General features: G+C 43.4%; 20 protein-coding genes. 5 read left to right on the top strand and 15 right to left on the bottom strand.

Annotated features, from left to right (window positions below; translation table 11 throughout):
• Positions 1–11: 11 nt before the first annotated feature.
• Positions 12–275: an EamA family transporter gene (locus BUC50_RS09665; RefSeq protein WP_083775790.1), complete on the bottom strand. Its 264-nt coding sequence runs from the start codon at positions 273–275 to the stop codon at positions 12–14.
• 256 nt (positions 276–531) lie between these two features.
• Here BUC50_RS09665 and BUC50_RS06945 point away from each other — a divergent pair, with 256 nt between their 5' ends.
• The 3 genes from BUC50_RS06945 to BUC50_RS06935 all read left to right on the top strand — a co-directional run bounded on the left by BUC50_RS06945 (position 532) and on the right by BUC50_RS06935 (position 4,559).
• The gene (locus BUC50_RS06945) at positions 532–1,581 is read left to right on the top strand and encodes a hypothetical protein (protein ID WP_013048669.1); all 1,050 of its coding nucleotides are present in this window, start codon (positions 532–534) and stop codon (positions 1,579–1,581) included.
• 159 nt (positions 1,582–1,740) lie between these two features.
• Entirely contained in the window at positions 1,741–3,105 is a 1,365-nt protein-coding gene (gene trkA / locus BUC50_RS06940; protein WP_213700350.1) for a Trk system potassium transporter TrkA, read from the top strand.
• A 2-nt stretch (positions 3,106–3,107) separates the two neighbouring features.
• On the top strand, positions 3,108–4,559 hold the full coding sequence (locus BUC50_RS06935) for a TrkH family potassium uptake protein (RefSeq protein WP_286677273.1): 1,452 nt from the start codon (positions 3,108–3,110) through the stop codon (positions 4,557–4,559).
• 33 nt (positions 4,560–4,592) lie between these two features.
• On the opposite strand, the gene BUC50_RS06930 is transcribed toward BUC50_RS06935, so the two are convergent.
• Positions 4,593–6,083 carry a potassium/proton antiporter gene (locus BUC50_RS06930; protein WP_041459367.1) on the bottom strand — a complete coding sequence of 497 codons (1,491 nt, stop codon included), beginning with the start codon at positions 6,081–6,083 and terminating at the stop codon, positions 4,593–4,595.
• Between the two features lie 282 nt (positions 6,084–6,365).
• On the opposite strand from BUC50_RS06930, the gene BUC50_RS06925 reads away from it, so the two are divergent.
• On the top strand, positions 6,366–6,557 hold the full coding sequence (locus BUC50_RS06925) for a ferredoxin (RefSeq protein WP_013048673.1): 192 nt from the start codon (positions 6,366–6,368) through the stop codon (positions 6,555–6,557).
• A gap of 47 nt (positions 6,558–6,604) precedes the next feature.
• Here the strand turns inward: BUC50_RS06925 and BUC50_RS06920 are convergent, their stop codons facing one another.
• The 3 genes from BUC50_RS06920 to BUC50_RS06910 form a co-directional block, all read right to left on the bottom strand.
• The gene (locus tag BUC50_RS06920) at positions 6,605–7,903 is read right to left on the bottom strand and encodes a hemolysin family protein (protein ID WP_286677272.1); all 1,299 of its coding nucleotides are present in this window, start codon (positions 7,901–7,903) and stop codon (positions 6,605–6,607) included.
• Between the two features lie 99 nt (positions 7,904–8,002).
• A complete protein-coding gene (locus BUC50_RS06915; protein WP_052292813.1) occupies positions 8,003–8,239 on the bottom strand; it encodes a zinc ribbon domain-containing protein in 237 nt (78 codons plus the stop codon).
• Positions 8,240–8,288: 49 nt separating this feature from the next.
• Positions 8,289–8,420 carry a hypothetical protein gene (locus tag BUC50_RS06910; RefSeq protein WP_286677271.1) on the bottom strand — a complete coding sequence of 44 codons (132 nt, stop codon included), beginning with the start codon at positions 8,418–8,420 and terminating at the stop codon, positions 8,289–8,291.
• 181 nt (positions 8,421–8,601) lie between these two features.
• On the opposite strand from BUC50_RS06910, the gene BUC50_RS06905 reads away from it, so the two are divergent.
• Positions 8,602–10,023: an MATE family efflux transporter gene (locus BUC50_RS06905; protein WP_273312833.1), complete on the top strand. Its 1,422-nt coding sequence runs from the start codon at positions 8,602–8,604 to the stop codon at positions 10,021–10,023.
• Here the strand turns inward: BUC50_RS06905 and BUC50_RS06900 are convergent.
• The 10 genes from BUC50_RS06900 to BUC50_RS06855 form a co-directional block, all read right to left on the bottom strand.
• On the bottom strand, positions 10,018–10,734 hold the full coding sequence (locus BUC50_RS06900; protein WP_286677270.1) for an LrgB family protein: 717 nt from the start codon (positions 10,732–10,734) through the stop codon (positions 10,018–10,020). The genes BUC50_RS06905 and BUC50_RS06900 overlap by 6 nt on opposite strands.
• A complete protein-coding gene (locus BUC50_RS06895; protein ID WP_213700563.1) occupies positions 10,721–11,089 on the bottom strand; it encodes a CidA/LrgA family protein in 369 nt (122 codons plus the stop codon). Before BUC50_RS06895 ends, BUC50_RS06900 begins: the two co-directional genes overlap by 14 nt.
• A gap of 167 nt (positions 11,090–11,256) precedes the next feature.
• On the bottom strand, positions 11,257–12,564 hold the full coding sequence (locus BUC50_RS06890) for a RidA family protein (protein ID WP_286677269.1): 1,308 nt from the start codon (positions 12,562–12,564) through the stop codon (positions 11,257–11,259).
• 64 nt (positions 12,565–12,628) lie between these two features.
• Entirely contained in the window at positions 12,629–14,119 is a 1,491-nt protein-coding gene (locus tag BUC50_RS06885) for a tripartite tricarboxylate transporter permease (RefSeq protein WP_013048679.1), read from the bottom strand.
• Positions 14,120–14,142: 23 nt separating this feature from the next.
• Positions 14,143–14,655, bottom strand: coding sequence for a tripartite tricarboxylate transporter TctB family protein (locus tag BUC50_RS06880; protein ID WP_013048680.1), 513 nt, complete (start codon positions 14,653–14,655; stop codon positions 14,143–14,145).
• A 134-nt stretch (positions 14,656–14,789) separates the two neighbouring features.
• Positions 14,790–15,770 (bottom strand): tripartite tricarboxylate transporter substrate binding protein, encoded by a 981-nt coding sequence (locus tag BUC50_RS06875; RefSeq protein WP_273313184.1) that lies wholly within the window; start codon positions 15,768–15,770, stop codon positions 14,790–14,792.
• 86 nt (positions 15,771–15,856) lie between these two features.
• Positions 15,857–16,777 (bottom strand): fumarylacetoacetate hydrolase family protein, encoded by a 921-nt coding sequence (locus tag BUC50_RS06870; protein ID WP_013048682.1) that lies wholly within the window; start codon positions 16,775–16,777, stop codon positions 15,857–15,859.
• 46 nt (positions 16,778–16,823) lie between these two features.
• Positions 16,824–17,819: an isocitrate/isopropylmalate dehydrogenase family protein gene (locus tag BUC50_RS06865; RefSeq protein WP_013048683.1), complete on the bottom strand. Its 996-nt coding sequence runs from the start codon at positions 17,817–17,819 to the stop codon at positions 16,824–16,826.
• A 77-nt stretch (positions 17,820–17,896) separates the two neighbouring features.
• On the bottom strand, positions 17,897–18,583 hold the full coding sequence (locus tag BUC50_RS06860) for a GntR family transcriptional regulator (protein ID WP_286677268.1): 687 nt from the start codon (positions 18,581–18,583) through the stop codon (positions 17,897–17,899).
• Between the two features lie 13 nt (positions 18,584–18,596).
• Positions 18,597–19,772: an iron-containing alcohol dehydrogenase gene (locus BUC50_RS06855; protein ID WP_286677267.1), complete on the bottom strand. Its 1,176-nt coding sequence runs from the start codon at positions 19,770–19,772 to the stop codon at positions 18,597–18,599.
• Positions 19,773–20,003 lie beyond the last annotated feature (231 nt).

Below are 20,003 nucleotides of genomic sequence, written 5' to 3'. Positions count from 1 at the left end.
CTAATCTAAACTTATTGTTTCATTCCCAACAAAATAAGAATACCACCAATTATGGTGATTGTGTGGATGTTTTCTCTCCACAAAAGCCAAGCTAAAAATGAGCTCCTAAGAGATTCCCCTAAAAGCGCGACAGAAACGCTCCCTGGGTTGAGGTAACGTAACGTCCAATTATAGCAGCTATGCCCAAGAATTTGGGGGATAAGAGCCATTCCTCGCAAAGCCCCCCATGTGGAAAAAGGAAATCCTGTAAAAGGATGACCTTTTATCAGGACCAATAACTACAAAAGAACCGCTGCCATACTATAACAGTGAGAGGTATATGTAAGCAATAAAGGGCAATCCAGATAGGAATAGTATTAACAATGACAACAGGATTAGCGCTGCCAGGCCAACCCTATAGGTAGCTATCACAAAAAAGGCGAAAAAATACATGATACGATATAAATCCAATCTGTCTCTCTTCTCTTTCTGCTAAAAATATGGCATAGTATAAGCGCACTATAAAGTGCTGTAACGGAGGTGAGTGTAAGAGTGCTTTATTCCAAATACCCTCCAGATTTGGTAAAGAAGGCTCTTGATCTAAGCTCCAGGATAGATTTTTTGTTACGCCAAGATATAGTAGAATCGGTAATTCACGATGCAACAGTATGGCTTCCATCCCTTGGCCAGGAATTAGGCCTCCCATCTGTTTCTTCTGTTTGTGAACCCCCTATTAATTGGAAACAAATTATAACCACTCTTTTTCATTGCACGCTGCTGACAAATCCGGAAAGTCGCGAAACACCTGAAGAAGGAGCTCGACGATGGCATTTAGTGCTCTCAGCAATGGGCGAAACAGCTTTCCCTTATTTATATGACACTCTCCCCGAACGTCAATTCATGAAAATATCGCAACAAGAAATCGTTACCGCTTCTACCAGAGAGTCTGCGCCCCACTTACCCTGGGATTCTGTGCCTTCATGGAAATGGGGGCATTATGCCAGCATTTATCTTGACATTCCTGAATCTAATGAGCTTTTTTGGCATATCAAGGAAAATAACACGGGGTGGACAACTGCCCATATGGCATCACTGCATGGGCGCATTTTTGCCAGTTCATCGCTGCTCCACCAGCAAACAAGATGTGTACCTTTAGGTTTAATTCTCGACTCTTCTCAAAGTAAAAGACAAAAAACTACTCTTGAGATGCTCTCTGTGGCATCGGTTTATTATTTGGCAGGATTCGTTTTCCCTCAGGTTAATGAATATCTGAAAGCTCCTTTTGACAGCGTGAAGACAACGGTTATCGAAGCCATTCTAAGTAAAGGCACAAAACATCAAGATCCATCATGGTTAAGTGGAGCTCTTCGCAATTTGTATATTCTCTATGGAAAACTTCCTCTTGAAAAAATAGGACGGCTTGCAGCTCTTCTCTTCAGAAGACTCCAGGCTCTTCTCTATTCTGAACAGCTTTTGCGAAGCACAATAAGCGATATGGGGAATCTTTTTTCAAAACATGCGGGTAAAAATGCTACAGAGAGGGTTCTCCGTGTATTTGAGGGCATGGTTCCCGAATATTCCTATTGGCTCATTCCTACCTAAAAACAACCTAAGAGGTATTGGCATTAAACCTGACAAGCGATATTATACGTTGTTATAAAGCTGACCTTGAAGGTCAGCTTTATAATGGTTGCGTTTCTTCAAAGCTTTGATAGTATGGCTTGGGGGTACTCAGAATATTTTGGAAGCAGGGATTATTTTATGCGTATAGTTATAGTAGGAGCAGGAGAAGTTGGGTATCACGTTGCGAAAAGCCTCTCCACTGAAGGTCATGATATTACTGTTATAGAAGAAGACGAAGAAAGAGCACTAAAAGTAGACAATGAGCTTGATGTTATCACGATACGAGGGAATGGTTCCCGTCCTTCCGTACTAGAAGAAGCCGGTGTAGTTGCTGGTTGTTCTGTAGATATTCTTGTTGCGTGTACCAATCGCGATGAAGTGAATATTATGGCTTGCTGGATCGCCAAAAGGGCAGGCGTAAAACGAGTTATTTCGAGAGCGCGGGGATTGGAGTACACAGACAGCCCAACGTGGGCACGAGACTTGGGAATTGACGTAATGAGCTCTCCAGAAAGATCTGTTTCACGCCAAATCATAGAGCTTCTTACAGTCAGTTCTGCAGTGGAAACAGCAGAACTTCTCGAAGGGGTCGCCGGCATTTACGCATTCCCCATTGCCCTTAAATCACCTCTCGCAGGTGCTAGTTTGAAACAGCTCCGTGTTCGATACCCTCATGTTACAGCTATCATTGTGTACGTGAAGCGTAATGGCAAGGGTTTTGTGCCATATGGCGACAATATTTTACAAGAAGGAGATCTGTGTTTCACAGTCACAAGAAAAGACCAGGTTTGGAAGCTGGAAGAAGTTTTTACAGGAAAAAAGAGTACTCCCCTTCGCCGGGTGTTTATAATCGGCGGAGGAAAGCTGGGATTTCAGGTTGCACATCGTCTCGAATCCCAATATAGAAATGTGGACATCCATCTTGTTGACCATAACAAAGAAAAGTGCGAACGCATAGCCACCGAATTGCAGCGCACCCTTGTGTTGTGCGGAGATGGCGCCGATGAAACGCTCCTCAGACAGGAAGGTATAGAAGAAGCGGATGGCCTCGTTACCGCAACCGAAAGCGATGAAGCCAACATTCTTTTAGGAGTTGTTGGAAAAGCATTGGGGGCTAAAAAAACCATAGCCGTCGTCCGAAAACAAATGTATATGCGCCTTGATAATTACATCTCGGTGGACTCCATGGTAAATCCTAACCAGGCTCTCGCATCCGTAATTATGAGCTACGTTCGATACCCCTCAGGAGCAGGTACGCTTTCACTTCTCGATAAGGTTGACGCAGAAATGCTTGAGGCTCATCTTCCAGCAGGAAGCTCGCTTTCTGGTCTTTCATTGGCAGAAATGAATCTGCCTAAAGGAATGCTCTTTGCCCTTGTACGCCGTGGCAAGGAGGTCTTCGTCCCTATCGGTGATACTATTTTACATGAAGGAGACCTCGTGACTATATTCGCCTCCTCCGAGATGATGCCCTTGGCAGTAGAAAAGCTTGGAGTAAAGTAACGATGAAACTCCGGCTCGTGGCACGGGTACTTGCCCTCCTATCTGCTATGATCTCGATTTTTATGTTCTGGCCGCTTTTCTGGGCATTTCTTGACGGAACCCCGGATGTTAAGGCTTTTTCAGTGTCAATCGCCATTGGTTTTTTAATTGCGGCCTTCCTCTATATATGGGGCAGGCAAGATTCGTTTCAAGACATTGGAATACGAGAGGCCTTTGCCGTTGTAACTCTTTCATGGGTTACAGCCTCGATTATCGGAGGTCTTCCCTATCTTTTAAATGGGACTGCCGCAACATTTACTGATGCTTTTTTTGAAGCCATGTCGGGATTTACCACTACCGGCGCCTCTATACTCACAAATATTGAAGCAGAACCAAGAGGCATTCTCTTTTGGCGTGATCTTACCCATTGGCTTGGCGGAATGGGAATTATAGTTCTCAGCCTTGCTATTTTACCCTTTATTGGAGTGGGTGGAATGGAACTCTATAAAGCTGAAGTTCCCGGACCTATTCCTGAAAAAATGACACCCCGAATTCAACAAACGGCTCTACTTCTATGGGGGGTTTATATTTTTCTTTCTGCACTGCAGTCTATTTTATTACTCTTTGGAGGAATGAACCTATTTGATGCTCTGACCCACACTTTCGGAACCATGGCTACAGGTGGTTTTTCTCCTAAAAATGCAAGCGTCGCCCATTATGGAAGTGCCTATATCGACTGGGTCATTACCATTTTTATGTTTTTAGCTGGTAGCAACTTTGCCCTTCATTATCATTTTCTTCAAGGGAAATGGGATGCATGGTGGAAAGACGGCGAGTTTCGTGTCTATTTTTCTATCACGACATGCTGCACCTTCATTATTACTATCCTTCTTCTAAGAAAAGGGATTTATAGCAACATATTTGAAGCTTTAAGATATGCCGCCTTCCAGGTCGTTAGTATCATTACAACAACAGGCTTCGTCACTGCTGATTATGAACTCTGGCCTATTTTTACTCAGTTTTTGCTTCTTATACTCATGTTTATCGGAGGATGTGCAGGATCCACAGGTGGCGGCATCAAAAACTTACGTATAATGGTTCTTGTTCGCCACGCCTATACAGAACTTTATAGATTACTTCATCCCAAAGCCATTATCCATACCAAAATTGGGGATCGGACACTCTCTAAAGAAATAGTGGGCTCCATAACAGCTTTTTTTCTTCTTTATATTGGCCTTTTCACCTTAGCGACTCTGCTTATGACTGGCCTTGGGTTAGACTTAGTATCTGCTATATCAAGCGTAGCAGCTACACTTGGAAACATCGGCCCGGGATTGGCCATTGTCGGGCCAACTAAGAATTACGCACTGATCCCTGATATAGGCAAATGGATTCTATCCTTCTGTATGCTCTTGGGGCGACTAGAACTTTACACCGTCCTTATTTTATGTGTTCCAGCAACGTGGAGGCGATAGAAATGAGCCCGACATAAAGGAGCCGGGCTTTTTTCATATTTCGTTTTCGTTGTCAATCTCCCGTCTTGTTATCACTTCTCGTGCCTTCTTCAGTGCCTCTGGCTCTCCCAACACAAGCAGCGTATCATATGGCTCTAATACAGTTTGCCCACGAGGGACAAGAAAGTTTTTATCTCTTCTCACGAGGAGAATTAAAGCACCTGGAGGAAAGTGCAACTCTCCTATAGTTTTCCCTACCACTGCTGTTCCAGGAAGAATATCAAGCTCTCGCGTTTCGTTTCGTACATCATTTTCGGTTTTGTCAAATTCCAAAGGGTATCTCGGACGATACTCTAAGGGTTTGTCCACCTTTAAAAAACGGGCAAGGGGCATGAGAGTCATGCCTTGAAGCAAAACTGACGTTAATACAATAAAGAAAACCATATTGAATATCTCATTAGACTTGGGATGGCCCAAAAGAAGGGGGAAAGTTGCTAAAACGATAGGAACAGCCCCTCTCAAACCAGCCCATGCCGCCAGGGTTCGCTCGCTAAAAGAAAAGGAACTTCCAATAAGTGTCAAATAAGTAACCACAGGGCGCGCCACAACCATTAGAAAAGCCGCGCTCAAAAGCCCATCTTTGGCCACACGTGGCAAATGGGAGGGAAAAACGAGCAGCCCTAAAACTAAAAACATGATAATCTGCATCAACCATCCCATGCTATCGTGAAAACGAATCAGGCTTTTTTTATAAATAAAATCGCTATTTCCTAATATAAGACCACATACATAGACTGCTAAAAAACCATTTCCGCCCATTTTTTCAATAAGACCATAGGTCAAGAGAACTATGCTAGCTCCAAGGACAGGATAGAGCCCTTCGTAATCCAGACGAATCCGGTTCATAAGCCTTGCTGCTCCTCTGCCTAACAACCAACCTGCCACTCCCCCGAAAATCATTTGTACTACAAACCTTGGAAGAAGCTCTGTCCAGCTCATGGTGTTTTGAGAAATAACCTGAAGTACGGCGAGGGTTAAAAAAATCGCCATGGGGTCGTTGCTTCCAGATTCGAACTCTAAAAGAGAGCGCAGATTGTCTCTCAAGCTGACCCTTCGAGAGCGAAGCACAGCAAAAACAGCAGCTGCGTCTGTTGAAGACACTATAGAACCTAATAGCAAGCCATCTTGCCATGAAAAGCCCAGTATGCAGCAAACAAAGAGCCCCATAACAATAGCTGACAAGGCTACTCCAATAGTAGCCATGACAACACCTCTCACTAATACCGGTTTAATGTTATACCAATGAGTGTCAAGACCTCCAGCAAAAAGAATAAAAGCAAGGGCTACGCTGCCTACCATGTTGGCCGCAGCTGCATTATCGAATTGAATACCTCCCGGACCATCAGAGCCAGCCAGCATTCCAATTGCGAGGAAGGTCAAAAGAGCGGGGAAACCAAACCGTTCTGCCAGTTTGCTCGAAAATATGCTTAATAGAAGGAGTATTGATGTTACAAGAAATATCAATGGCAGATCAAACACTTTCATCACCTCAAAAAACATTCTTCAGTTGACCATTTTACGGGAAACCTGTAATATATACGTGTTACTTTTTTACTGTTTCGTGTTACGAACTTGTGAGATAGATAAGTATATTGTACTTCACAATATGGACACTTCAGTCCGTTGATTCTCCTCAAGAAAGCGGAAAGGCCCCCACCTGGCCTTTTCGCTTGATATTATTGTAAAAATCATGCTTTAATAATATTATAAAGGACACTGAGAGCAACTTTGTTAAGGGAAATAGCATAACACAAAGGAGGAAAACTTATGAAAGCATATGTTGATCTAGATATGTGCATCGGGTGCGGGTTATGTGTTTCTCTGTGTGATTCTGTTTTTGAACTAGATGAGAATGGCAAGGCTTTTTCAAAAATAGAGCCCGTTCCTCAATCATCCGAAGGCTGCACTCGCGATGCGGCGGATCAGTGCCCTGTAGAAGCAATCCACATAGAAGAATAAATGGACTGGATATTTTGCAGGGAGGTAGCATTATAATGCCTCCCTTTTCATAACATTAAAACGCTATCGTCTTCCCCTTCTTCATCAAAAGTGTAATTGGGATTTTTAACAATACGCACCTTGTCTATGCGCTGGCCCATTACTTTTACAACCTCAAAGCGAAGAGGCCCCCACTCAAGGGCAGCCCCAACTGCTGGCAAAGTCTTGAACTGTTCAAAAAGCCACCCGCTCAACGTACTGGATTCACTTTCAGGGGTGTAGGGCATCCGGAGAAACTTTTCAAAGAGTTCTTCCAGGTAGGCATCACCGCTCGCTAGATAGATATTTTCTTCTACCTGGGTATAATATTCCTTGAAATCGTCGTGTTCATCGTATATTTCACCTACTAGCTCCTCTAAAATATCTTCAAGGGTAATAATCCCGGATGTACCGCCATATTCATCTAAAACAATGGCAAGGTGGGCTTTATTTCTTTGCAACATCTTTAATGCGTCCATTAAGGTGGCGCTGCCTGCTATCAGCAGTGGCGGAGCCATAATAGAACGAAGGTTAACATGCTTGTCATTGATATAATGGTTCAGAAAATCTTTTTCGTTGAGAATGCCAATGATATTGTCGAAGGTTCCTTCATATATTGGAACACGGGAATAATGATTCTTCAGCATAAGATTTTTTACATTCTCGAGGGGCTCATTCACATTTAACGCAAACAGGTCCACTCGTGGAGTCTGTATTTCACAGACTTCTATCTCAGAGAAATTCACTGCGTTTCCTATAATATCCTTTTCGACCTCAGGCAACTCTCCTTCTTCTCCCATGGTTTCTACAATACTTAACAATTCATCATGTGTGACGCTGGGCAAAGCGGCTGTTCTGCTTTTGCCCCGCAAGTAATTAGACAGATTTGTTGTAAGCCATGTAAGGGGAGAAAGAAGAAAAACAAAAAAATACACCCAGGCAGCAGCACCGAGAGCAAAGTTTTCAGCCTTATCCTTCACAAAAGCCTTGGGAAGGATTTCTCCAAAAAGGATGATGAGAACAGTCATAAGAAGTGTTGCATAAACCACACCGATAGGTCCCATCAAAACAGAAAGGATGCCTGCCGCCGCAGAGGTCATGACAATATCAACGATATTCCCGCCAATGAGGATCGCAGAAATTGTTTTATTGAAATCCTTTGCAAGGTCGAGCGCCTTTTTAGAGCCTTTACGTCCCTCTTCTACAAACCGTTTAAGACGTATTTTATTAACACTGGAATAAGCTGTCTCGCTTGCTGAAAAAAAAGCTGAAAGGATGAACATAAAAATAAAAAATAGAGCGAACAGTATTACGGAACTCTCAGCCACTAAAAAAAACCTCCATTTCAGGCTATAAGGCTATAATTTTACTATGAGTATAATAACAGAACATTAAGAGATAATGTTACTTATTGTTCTATTTGTTGATTAGTGACTTCGCCACCTGCGGAGCCCTAGTAAAAACTCAGAAAGCATTTGCCGTGCTTCTTCTTTATCGAAACCCTCAGCCACCATGAAGAGGATACACTTTTCTATCATCTCGTCTATAGTTATACCCGGCTGCTCAAAAGCCCCGTTTCTGTAACAATAAATACAATAGTTATGGGAAAGGCTTCCGTTTCTTTCCGAACCTAGAAGAGAGGGGGTCTTCAAGAGGCATTCCACAACTTTGACAAACCTTTTTCATGGCACCACCTCCTTTAATAAATAAAAATTATGCTTTAATATGAGCAATAATAGTAGCACAACTTATGTATTGCCACTCTTGCCTTTTTATTTTTTCCCCTATTTTTGTATTTGTAAAACTCCCTCTAACTCCATTTCCTGCGGCAAGGGTAGAAAGCATTATCAAGTTTTTAGGCGTACCCTACGATTAACCTCCTGTAGAAGGCCTTCGGTTGAATTTTTCTACATTTCACGTATAATAGTTTTTTGTATATAATGAAATAGATATTTACATTCAATTGCGTTGTATCCACTAAACAGATTTCTTTTCTTTGTATTTCCCAGAAAGGATGTAGAAAATATTGAAATACACATTCGATCCGCTGCGAGGGAGTATTTTCTCGGTATTCCTGTACTATTCCTCGCTGACGGTCATAGGAATGCTGGCGGTTTCCTCGGCCAGCGCCATCGATGCCGCTTTTCTAGGAAACATGGATGGCGAGGTTGCCTTGGCTACAGTAACGCTGACACTCCCCTTTGTCATTTTTGTGGGAGGAGTGGCGTTTATGATGGGTATTGGAGGATCAGTTTCCTGCGGCAAATATCTCGGAGCCGGCGATGTTCAGACGGCATCGGCCATTTTTACAAAAACTCTTCTAGCGACCCTCCTTTTCGCGGTGGGGGTCTGTTTCACAGCAACAATAGGAGTTGACCTATTAGTTGTACTCCTGGGCGCAAGCCCTGCCATTGCTCCATCTGTGCGCACTTATACATCAATTTTAACCCTATTTATCCCTTTTTCAGTTACAGGAATTTGTCTTTCATATTTCGTAAGAGTTGACGGCAGACCGCTTCTTGCTGCTGTTGCTATGACAGTAGGTGCCATAGTAAATATTTCCCTTGATTGGCTTTTTGTCGTAAAACTACATTGGGGTATACAGGGAGCTGCTTTCGCGACAGGATTCTCCCAAATTACCCTTCTCTGCATGCTGTTCTCCCATTTTCTACAAAAAAAGGGGAAATTGCGCTTTAATATGCGAGGAGGCTCATGGAAAGAAATTATTCGAGCTGCCTATAACGGGTTCTCTGAATTTGCCAACGAAATTTCAGCTGGATTTCTTACGTTCCTCTTTAACAGAATCATGATCAGGCGTTTAGGGGTAGCCGGTGTTGCAGCTTATACAATTGTCAACTACATTCTCTACCTTGGCTCTATGGCATGTTATGGTATCGGCGATGCCATACAGCCAATTATCAGTAAAAATTTTGGTGCTGGAAAAGCTAAGCGAATCAAGGGGTTCTTATGGATAGCAGGCGGAACAGTTACTTTTTTAGGTATCCTTATTGTGAGCATTCTACTTCTGATGCCAAACTCAATGATTAAGCTTTTTACAAACTCAGAAGCAGAAATAACAATATGCATTGCCCGTGATTTTATAGCTCACTTCTGGCCAGCTTTTTTGCTTATTGGAATCAATATCGTCTTTTCTTCATATTTTACTGCTATGCAAAAGCCGGTACACTCAGCATTTATCGCCATATCGAGAAGTCTCGTGGCACCAGCAACGCTGCTATATATACTTCCTCTTTTCCTTGGCAACAAGGGGATATATATGGCTGTTCCATTAGCGGAGCTCGCTACATTCATCCTTGCACTCGCACTCTTTATGCCGAACTCTCCATTAAAACTGATACGCTCTGACCAAATCTACAAAAAACTAGGAGAAAAAAGAGAGCTTTTCCCACAAAAGGGTGTTCCCACTTCAGAATCACGCTTCTCATAACATTTTAAAAAATGGAATAACCCACAAGAGAAGAGGCACCACAATTACAGTAACAACGCCACAAAGGCCTGTAGCAAGGCTGCTGAAGGCACCCTCTGTCTCTCCCATCTCGAAAGCCCGGCTCGTCCCTATAGCATGAGAACTAGACCCAATGGCCAGACCTCGAGCAATCGGATGATGAATCCCAGCTATTTTACAAAGGATGGGCGCCAGAATAGCACCAGTTACTCCCGTAATAATAATAGAAAACACTGTAACAGGAACTATACCCTCAATAATGCGGGCTATTTCGATTCCTATAGGGGCTGTCACAGATTTAGGAACCAGAGACAGAAAAAAATCATTGTTAAGATTTAAAAAACAGCATAAAAACCAAATACAGACAAAAGAAGTGAGAACCCCTGCAACTATAGAAAGCATTATCGGTTTCAGAATAGCTTTTAATCGTGACAATTCACGGTATATGGGCACAGCTAAGAGAACAGTAATCGGACCAAGCAACATAGCGATAATATCTCCACCGCGCCTATATTCTTCATAGCTGTAGTCAGTAAATGTCAGAGTGATACCGATCACTAGAGATGAAAATACTACTGGAGGCAAGAGGACAAATCTTGCTTTGTCACGAATCCAGCACCCCAAAAGATAAGTGCCAATGGTAAGAACTATGGCAAAAAGAGGGGTTAGAAATATTTCTTTAAAGACTGCCACTGGACTTTTCCTCTTTTCTTCGAAGAAGGTACTGTGCTGTTATGCCCGTTGCTACCATAACAAGAGACGTAGAAAGAACAATTATGAAAATTAGCTGTGGAACAACATCAAGTATTTTTTCTTTGGCCGCTACCACACCGACAACAACAGGCACAAAGAAAAACGCGAGATTTCCCAGGCAAAAGTCCGCCAGGTCCTTTAACGATTCAACAGAAATAACGTTACAGTACATAAGGACAAATAAAAGTATCATCCCTATAACACTTCCAGGAATGGGAATACCTGATAAGACCTGAATACTTTGACCAATAAAGAAAATGACGCATACAATGAACATTTGCCGTAAAAGATTCAAGGCAATCCCCCCTTAAACCTAAAATTCTGTCAGATTGTACATATAAATACGTGTCCGCACCATAAAATTTTTCTATGGTTACCGATAAAAATGTTTCCGGGAAGAAAAGTCTCCCCGGAAACATAAAAAAGAACTTTGATCTAAATGTTCTGTCAAACCCCAGAAAATTACGGTGCGTAAACCCAGAGATCAGTCAAAATTGTGCACCCGGGAATTGGCAACGGAGCGGGAACTTCAACTGCTGAAAAAGGCAGGGCCTGCCCTGGTAAACAATTTTGCCAACTCTGGTAAGCAGGGTAGAATTCGTTAAGATCAGTGTGGAACTGTTGGATGCGGACCACATTTTTCAAAGAAGTTCCTGCTGCCTGGCAAATCTTTTCTGCGTTGTTCAGAATATGCTCCATCTGACACTGAGCAGAAGAACCAAAATAGGGCTGTCTGGGATCAATCTCGCATCCTGGAGCAAGACCATTCTCATCAGCGGCCATAAGACCAGTAATAAAGAGAAGATCCCCTGCTCTGATCGCTACTGTCTGATCTTCATATCCTGTAAAGACATCGTGCTTGATGATCTCTTTTTTGGTTTTTCCGCCATCAGCAAGAGCCAAAACTGTAATTTCTATTGCCGCTTCAGAAATTGCGAAGCCTGGAGTAGCTGTAGGAATAAGTGTTGTTACCGGCGGGTTTTCAGGGAAATACTTATTCCAAACTTCTCTAAAGGCGGGGAAATCTTCTATGTCTCGCATATATACCTGAGCCTTAACGATATTGCCAAGGGATGAACCGCTTGCTCGCAATGCTGGCTCTAGTCTGTGCTTAATAATATACTCAGTCTCTAGTTTTATCTGCTTGCCCCGCCAGAGATAACCAGGTACAGGACGTGCTTCCGGCGGTATGCACTCATTTCTTCCTTTACCACTTGTCGCCATCATTCCCGCTACAAAAATAAAGTCACCTGCACGCACTGCCGGAGCATATCCGGAAGAGGCCGGCGCATCTATCTCAGGTGGTTTAATAGCTTCAACAGAGAAATCCTCGCTGGGAACAACCGCGATCATCTCTACCTCTATATCTGCATTATCAATAAGAAGGCCCTTTTGCAAAATAGAAGTGCTTGGAGGAATATAATCACCAAAGGCCGCTTTCCTCCCAACATGATATGGGTCTACTGCTTTCCAGGTAGTATAGTACTGATCTACTCGTACTACGTTAGACATGCCGCTTCCCGCACTAGAAAGCAAGGATTTGAGTCTGTTGAAAATGAAATCCGTTTCCTTTTCATTTTTAGGTTTGCCTGACCTCGGAAGACGAGGGTTGTGTACCTCCGGAGAAAGTCCCTGTTTAAAATCAGTAGCCATATGCCCCGTCGCAAAAATCCAGTTACCGGCTTTTATTGCCTGGGCATACTGTATTTTTCCTTTAGCAATTTCGACAGGGGACAAAAATTCCAATGTTTTCTTCTTTGTGTCATCCATATAAATTCTCCTTTCTCTTGCTATGTGGCAATTTTCAGATGTCAGTAATAATGGAAAGAACCCATCAAGCTGCTTCACATCTCCTACTTTTTATTTCTCGTCTCACACTAAATACTAAGAATAGGATAGCCGTTACTATAAAGGCCAGAGAATAAGGTCTGGTAAAAAATATCTTTATACCAGCATCTGGCAACATCAAAGATGCTCGTAGGCTTTTTTCCATAATTGGACCTAAAACCAGGGCCATTGCCACTGATAGAACAGGGAAACCGCCTTTTTCAAAAAAGTAACCAATGAGTCCGAAAACAATGGAGAGCCAGAAATAGTAAACGTGACCGTAGCTTATAGAGGGACCTACTATTGAGAGGACTAAAACAAAGGGGATCATATATTTGTTATCCACCATCGTGGCTAGCTTGCCTATAAAATTAGCTAAAAACAACCCCATCAACAAAAGCAACACATTAGAGATCATCATCGCTAAAAAGATAACGTAAACCAAATCCAGCTGGTCACGAAACAGGCTTGGTCCTGGGACCAATCCGTGGATCAGCATAGCACCCATCATCATCAGGGTATTGGAATCACCTGGAATTCCCAGTGTTAGCATGGGGACCAAGGCACCACCTGTTACAGAATTATTTGCGCTTTCGCTTGCCACAACACCTTCCTTAGAGCCTTTGCAAAACTCCTCGGGATTTTTAGAAGCCCTTTTAGCCTCACCATAAGCCATAAAAGAAGCCATGGTTGCTCCCAGCCCCGGCAGTATGCCAATTACTGTTCCAATAATACTGGATCTCAAAATATTAAACCACATTTTAGGCAAGTATTTGTACGCAGAGAAAACTCCTGTCACTTTATACCTTACAATATTAGAAGCAGCGGGGCGCCCCACCATTCTGAATGCTTCTGCAACACATAATAACCCTATAGTTGCCGGAACCTCAGGAATACCTATAGTGAGTTCTTGAATGCCGAAGGTAAATCTTGGGAAAGGACAGATTAAGTCTAGCCCAACTGTAGAAAGCAGCAAACCGAAGGACGCTGCAATAAAACCTTTGAGAACCGATTTACATGACATGGTAAATACTACTATTATGGCGAGAAGACAAAGAGAAAAATACTCCGGTCCTGCAAAAAGAGTCGCAATCCGTGCCAACTTTAACGAAAGAAAAATGAGGATAATACAACTGAAAATTCCACCAAAAGATGAACTATATGTAGCTAACCCTAATGCGGTGCCACCCTCGCCTTTTTGGGTCATAGGCCACCCTTCCATCGCTGTCACGGCCGCTGTCGGTGTTCCTGGAATGTTCATTAGAATAGCCGTTATGGATCCTCCATATATGCTGCCGCAATAGATGCCGCACATCATAATGAAAGCCGAATATTTTGACATCGTAAATGTTAATGGAATCAACAATCCGATAGCTATGGTCGAAGTAAGACCTGGAGCAGCACCGACCATTATGCCGGAAAACACCGATCCAACAAGAAGTAAAATTTGGGTTGGTTGAAATATTATTCCTAAAGCCTGTGTGATCATGCCATCCATTTTTAAAAACCTCTCTTCTTAGATCAATTCAAAAAATATTCCCAAAGCTTGCCTGTTGGAAGGTAAACCCCTACGACAATGGCGAAGATGTAATACAAGCCGCCACCTAAAGCGACGCTAAATAAAGTACTATTTAACATCTTGCTGCCAAGCACTCTCATTATGAGGAATATGAAAATGATCGTTGAAGGCAAAAAACCTATGGTGATAATAAGAGCCGGATATATTAAGCAAAGTAAAAAAGCGTAGGCTGTATTACGAATTAGAATCGATTCTTCATCTAAAGCATCTTTTTTCCAGACCACGTTTAGCTTGCTTAAGCTATCTAAAACAAAAGAGAATCCGCCATTATTTTTGAAAAGTGATATCATAAGAAGGAGTGCCCCAGATCCTGTAAAAATGGAAAAAACTCTCGGAAAAAGAGCGAGACCGCCCGGATCTGCGTTAATAACAGGAAAACTAAATGTCTGCACAAAAAATATCAAACTTACAAAGAATGTTAAAAGAGCTACAGCCCACTCCGCGATAATAGTCATGGTAACACCTCATTCTTACCAAGTAGGCCTGCCTATACCTCTGCCAAGGGCAGGCAGGCCTATATAGGTTTACGTACTAAAAGAGATCATTTTTAATCATCGAATCCCCTTTTGTAACTGCTTATTGTCAAAGGCTACTTGCTCTGCATCAAACTTAAAGCCTTGGTTATGTTTTCCTGCATCTTGTAGAGATGCTCTGTGTATGCCACACTATCCTTTTTGTAAACAGACTGTCCCAGCTTTTCAAGTTCTGCTCTGAACTCAGGAATTTCCCATACCTTCTTGTTGGCTTCTTCAAGAATTTTCTTTACGTCCTCAGGAAGTCCCTTGGGACCGCCGATGCCGTAAGGAATTTCCCATACGATGTCATAACCAAGCTCTTTAAATGTCGGAACGTCAGGGAAGTCAGGGTGTCTTTCGCTGCCAAAATAACCGATAAACTTCAGTACACCATCATTAACGTAGGGAATGGCGGGTCTAATGTAAGAGCTGACTACATCCACATGTCCACCCAGTATTGCAGCGTTCATTGCTGGAGAGCCGTCATGCGCTATGGCTTTGGCGCTGAATCCAGCCTGATCCATCCACAACAACAGCGGCTGATGGTGGCTTCCGCCTATATCAGAAACACCCATGGTCATCTTGTCAGGATTCTTCTTTGCTTCTTCAGCGAAGTCCATTGCTGTGTTCCAGTGTGATTTGCTCTGTGCCACTAGAACAGGAGACTGATAGCAGAAACTTCCTATAACATCGAAATCACTGATATCAAGGGGAGCGAGGTTCATTGGCTTATACTTGGGTAAATCTCCCTGGACGACAACGAGGGTATATCCATCAGGTCTGGCATTTTTGGCTGCGGCGTATCCTATACTTCCGCCACCACCAGTGATGTTTTCCACAACAATCTTCTGTCCAAGAATCTGCTCCAGATACTTCGTATAGATTCTGCTAGCAGTGTCTCCACCGCCCCCTGCTTGCCACATTACTATCCACTTTATCGGCTTACTGGGATAATTTGACTTTCCAGCTGCCATGGCAGGCTCAACGCAAACAGCGAACATCAGGGAAAAAACAAACATAACCAATACAGCGACAAATGCTCTTTTCTTTACCATTCTTTATTCCCTCCTTAGTTATTTAGAAGCCTAAAAGCTTTCATAGTAGCCAGGGGAACAAGCTAAATGATCTTATTCGGTTAATCCTATCTTTTCTCCGCAACAATCTTGTTTTCAAGAACGCCAAGGACATCGCATTCTATACGGCAAACATCGCCGGGGAACATGTGGGTGGGATTCTTGCTGAACTTAGCAATTCCGCCAGGGGTTCCAGTTGCGACCACATCGCCTGGTTCAAGGGTGAAAACCTCAGAAAGGAAAGCTACGAGTTTGGGAATTCCATAGAGCAAATTCTTAGTATTGGAACTCTGCAGCTGCTTGTCATTTACCCAGAGTTTAAAGTTCAGATCCATAGGATCAGCTACTTCATCTGGTGTGACAAGGGTAGGCCCCATGGGGGCGAAAGTATCAAAGGTTTTTCCTCTTAAGACCTGTTTGTCGAGGGTGGTAATATCACTGGCCGAAACGTCATTGAAGATGGTGTATCCTGCAATATAGTCATAAGCATCTTCCTCAGATACATAACGAGCAGGTTTGCCGACCACAAAGGCCACTTCAACTTCATAGCCAAGCTCATCTGTGGCATCTGGTTTAATAATGCAATCTTCTGGACCACACACACTGTTCTGATACTTTGAGAAAATTCTTGGCGCTGCAGGTGTGGGAACACCTGTCTCTTCGATAAAATCTACATAGTTGTGGGAAAGGCAAATTATTTTTCCTGGATCAGTGATAGGTGCCATAAGCTTTACTTCAGAACGCTCAAAAACCGCCTTATCATCTATGGTGCCCTCAAGCACTTTACGGGCAAGATCCATACCCCTCTCTTCTCTCGTGAGAAAACGCTTCATATCTGACGGCAAAAGGGCGTCCGCTACTACCTGGGGAGTGGGATCTCCTTCTTTGCACAGCTGTTTGGCGTAGGCAAGATTAAGATCGATAACTTTGTCTCCCACAAGCGCACCTAGTCTGTTGGTATTACATTTCTGGAAAGTTACTAAACGCATGCTCAAACCTCCTAATCGGTATCTTAAATGTCGGCTAGATCACAGATTACAATGCGTGGATTATGGCCTGTGTCATCTCTGATGTTTTCGCAGTTCCACCAAGATCTCGGGTTACAACCTTGCCTTCCCTTATTACGGTGGCCACTGCATTCTCCACTCGGTCTGCTCCTTCGCTATAACCAAGATGGCGAAGCATGAGACAAGCAGAAAGAATCATAGCGGTTGGATTGATTCTGTCTTGACCGGCATATTTGGGAACACTCCCATGCACAGACTCAAAGACAGCGATATCATCTCCGTAGTTCACTCCTGGCCCCACACCAAGGCCACCCACAAGACCTGCTGTAAGGTCGGAAACCATGTCGCCGTAGACATTGGGCATAACCATGACATCAAATGCTTCCGGCATTAGTACCAATCTCATACACAGAGCATCAATGATTACCTCGTCGAATTCGATTTGAGGATAATCTTTCGCAACTTCTCTGGCTGTCTTCAGAAAAAGACCATCAGTAAGTTTTAAGATATTGGGTTTTACTGAAGCCGTTACTTTTTTTCGCCCATTGGCGATGGCATACTCAAAAGCCTTACGAACTACCCGCTCCGAGCCTTTTTTTGTTATGAATTTCAGGGCTACAGCTACGTCGTCACTAAGCATCTGTTCTTGCCCGGCATAGGTGTCTTCCGTGCTTTCACGTACAACGATAAGGTCGAGATCTTTAAAGTTGGAACGTACGCCTTCGTAGTACTTGGCGTGGCGGATGTTGGCGTAAAGATCCAACTTGACTCTTAACGTTACGTTGGGGCTTCTAAATCCCTCCCCCACAATGTTTGTAAGGGGACCCTTAAGTGCAACCTTGTTGCGACGAATAGACTCCAGGGCTTTTTCGGGAACCGGTTCGCCGTATTCCGGCACTGCTACCTGTCCGGCTGCAACTTCTTCCCACTCTATCCCCAGCTTGAGGGCATCAACGACTTGGCGGGCTGCATTAACTACTTCTGGGCCTATTCCATCCCCTGGTATCAAGGTAATACGCGTCATATCGTTCTCCTCTTCTTATGTTTTTCCAAAAACGTTTGCACACATCGTTGTGCGCAAAAGAGCACTAAAACAACAATTTATTTATTTTTCTTGCCGATCTGATGTGTAACGCGATCCATGGCTTCAAAGGCATGCTTGTTTGCCGCTTCAAACGCTCCGACTGCATCCTTATTGAGCAATGCATCATAAATAGCCTTATGGCCATCTATTACATCTCCCCATCGATCAATGTTGCCAAGGGAAAGTTCCGCATATCTCCTGAGATTTTGTGAAATGCTGTTGTAGTATTGAGATAAAAGGCTGTTATCTATTGACTCTATAATCAGGCTATGGAAGGCCGTATTGGCAGAAACCATCCCCTCAAAGTCACCTTCTTCGATGTAACAACGGGATTCTTCGATGTTATTGGCTAGAGTCGCAAAATCCTCTTCAGTGAGCTTCTGAGCTGCTGCATAACAACCGTAGCCATCCAGCATGGCTTTGAGCTGATAATGTTCCTGAACATTTTTAAGGCGTATTACAGAAACCCTTGCGCCACGATAGGGTAAAAGTTCAACAAACCCCTCATGGGCCAACATTCTCAACGCTTCTCTGATTGGTGACCTGCTTACCCCAAACATATCTGCCAAAAACGATTCTGTAAGGCGCTGGCCCTCCTCTATTTCGCCATCAAGGATCTTCTCTCGAGTAACATCTGTAATGCGGCGTGCAATTTGCAAAATCTCAGGAATCTGCTGTGTCCCCATTTTATTACTCCTTATCATTTAAGTTTTTTACTTAAATACGAGCGTCAAAGGCCTCTGTGTATATCTTGGCAATATCCTCAACAGTCAAATCGCGTGCACATCGACCCAAAAGACGACGCTCCTGCCAGCCTGCCTCTGCCCATCTTCCTACTGCGGTGCGATCTGTAATACCCACCTCCGTTAAGCTAATGGGCATTTCCACACTCTTCATAAAGGCAGCCATTGCATCCAGGGCAACTTCTACTCCCTCTCGAACAGAAAACCCTTCCATATTTTCGCCCATAGCTTCTGCGAGAAGCATAAGACGCCTTCCCTTAGAGGCAGAAATGGCATTAAAGCAGGAGGTAAGCAAAACGCTTAATGAAACACCATGAACCACGTGGTACTCTCCGCCGATGGGATAGGCCAGAGCGTGTACCAGGCTTGTCCCGGCATTATTTAATACCATGCCCGCCATAAGGGAACCGAGAGACATCTGGTAGCGCGCATCTATATCATTAGGATCTGACCAAGCAACGCCAAGGGATTTTGTGATAATACGCACCGCTTCAAGAGCCAGTGCATCTGTAATAGGATTGGTTCTCTTGGAAACAAAGGGTTCTGCAGCATGAAGCCAGGCATCAAATCCGGAGGCACTAGTGACATTACGGGGGCTAGATACTGTAAGCATCGGGTCAACAATTGCTACGTTAGGAAGAAGAGCATCGGAAGCTACTGCTTTTTTTACATTGTTCTCCTGGTCTAAAAATATAGCGTGCTTCGTGATTTCAGACCCTGTTCCTGCGGTTGTTGGAATCATAATAGTGGGGCGCCCTTTGTGCTTTACTTTGTTCCGTCCAAAATACTCTCTTGTTTTTCCTGGGTTCGTCGTAAGGGCTGAGGACATTTTAGCTACATCAAGAATACTACCGCCGCCTACGCCGATAACCACATCGAAGCCGCCGTCTGAAACTATCTTTGCAACAGCCTCTGCCAAATCTGTAGTTGGCTCTGTTGTGGAACGTTGGAGCACGTTCACATCATAATCGATTTTTTCACTTTTAATTGGGGCAAGCACCTTATCAAGAATCCCTGCTGATTTTACTGATGGCCCCGTTACAACGAGAACCCTTTTACCATTAAGACTTTTCACTTTTTCTGCGACACTGTTGACGGAATCTATGCCAAAAGCAATGTCAGGCGTCACAAAAGCGATATTTTTCCACATATGAACTCCTCCTTAATTAAATAGTTTTTTAAATAAAATCGTTTTTTGGGGATATTTTTAGATTCCTTTGTTATAAATTTCTCACAGTGCTGCGTTCAACGTGGAATATTGTACATTATGTACGATCTCGTTGTCAAGTTGATGAAGTCTTGCAGAGCCAAGAAGCGTATATAAGAGGGATTACACTACTAATTTACTCAGGAATTTTATTGGGATTGCGCATGCGGAAGC

It is taken from the genome of Aminobacterium sp. EBM-42, from assembly GCF_001896635.1.
GTDB lineage: Bacteria > Synergistota > Synergistia > Synergistales > Aminobacteriaceae > Aminobacterium > Aminobacterium colombiense.
The sequence above is the reverse complement of the archived record's forward strand: the minus strand, read 5'-3'. Positions and strand labels throughout refer to the sequence as shown.

Coding starts and splice junctions, on each gene's coding strand:
- trkA (WP_213700350.1), top strand. CDS start 1,741: ATGCGTATAGTTATAGTAGGAGCAGGAGAAGTTGGGTATCACGTTGCG.
- BUC50_RS06890 (WP_286677269.1), bottom strand. CDS start 12,564: ATGGATGACACAAAGAAGAAAACATTGGAATTTTTGTCCCCTGTCGAA.
- BUC50_RS06925 (WP_013048673.1), top strand. CDS start 6,366: ATGAAAGCATATGTTGATCTAGATATGTGCATCGGGTGCGGGTTATGT.
- BUC50_RS06910 (WP_286677271.1), bottom strand. CDS start 8,420: ATGCTTTCTACCCTTGCCGCAGGAAATGGAGTTAGAGGGAGTTTTACA.
- BUC50_RS06855 (WP_286677267.1), bottom strand. CDS start 19,772: ATGTGGAAAAATATCGCTTTTGTGACGCCTGACATTGCTTTTGGCATA.
- BUC50_RS06865 (WP_013048683.1), bottom strand. CDS start 17,819: ATGACGCGTATTACCTTGATACCAGGGGATGGAATAGGCCCAGAAGTA.
- BUC50_RS06935 (WP_286677273.1), top strand. CDS start 3,108: ATGAAACTCCGGCTCGTGGCACGGGTACTTGCCCTCCTATCTGCTATG.
- BUC50_RS06875 (WP_273313184.1), bottom strand. CDS start 15,770: ATGGTAAAGAAAAGAGCATTTGTCGCTGTATTGGTTATGTTTGTTTTT.
- BUC50_RS06880 (WP_013048680.1), bottom strand. CDS start 14,655: ATGACTATTATCGCGGAGTGGGCTGTAGCTCTTTTAACATTCTTTGTA.
- BUC50_RS06885 (WP_013048679.1), bottom strand. CDS start 14,119: ATGGATGGCATGATCACACAGGCTTTAGGAATAATATTTCAACCAACC.
- BUC50_RS06870 (WP_013048682.1), bottom strand. CDS start 16,777: ATGCGTTTAGTAACTTTCCAGAAATGTAATACCAACAGACTAGGTGCG.
- BUC50_RS06930 (WP_041459367.1), bottom strand. CDS start 6,083: ATGAAAGTGTTTGATCTGCCATTGATATTTCTTGTAACATCAATACTC.
- BUC50_RS06860 (WP_286677268.1), bottom strand. CDS start 18,583: ATGATAAGGAGTAATAAAATGGGGACACAGCAGATTCCTGAGATTTTG.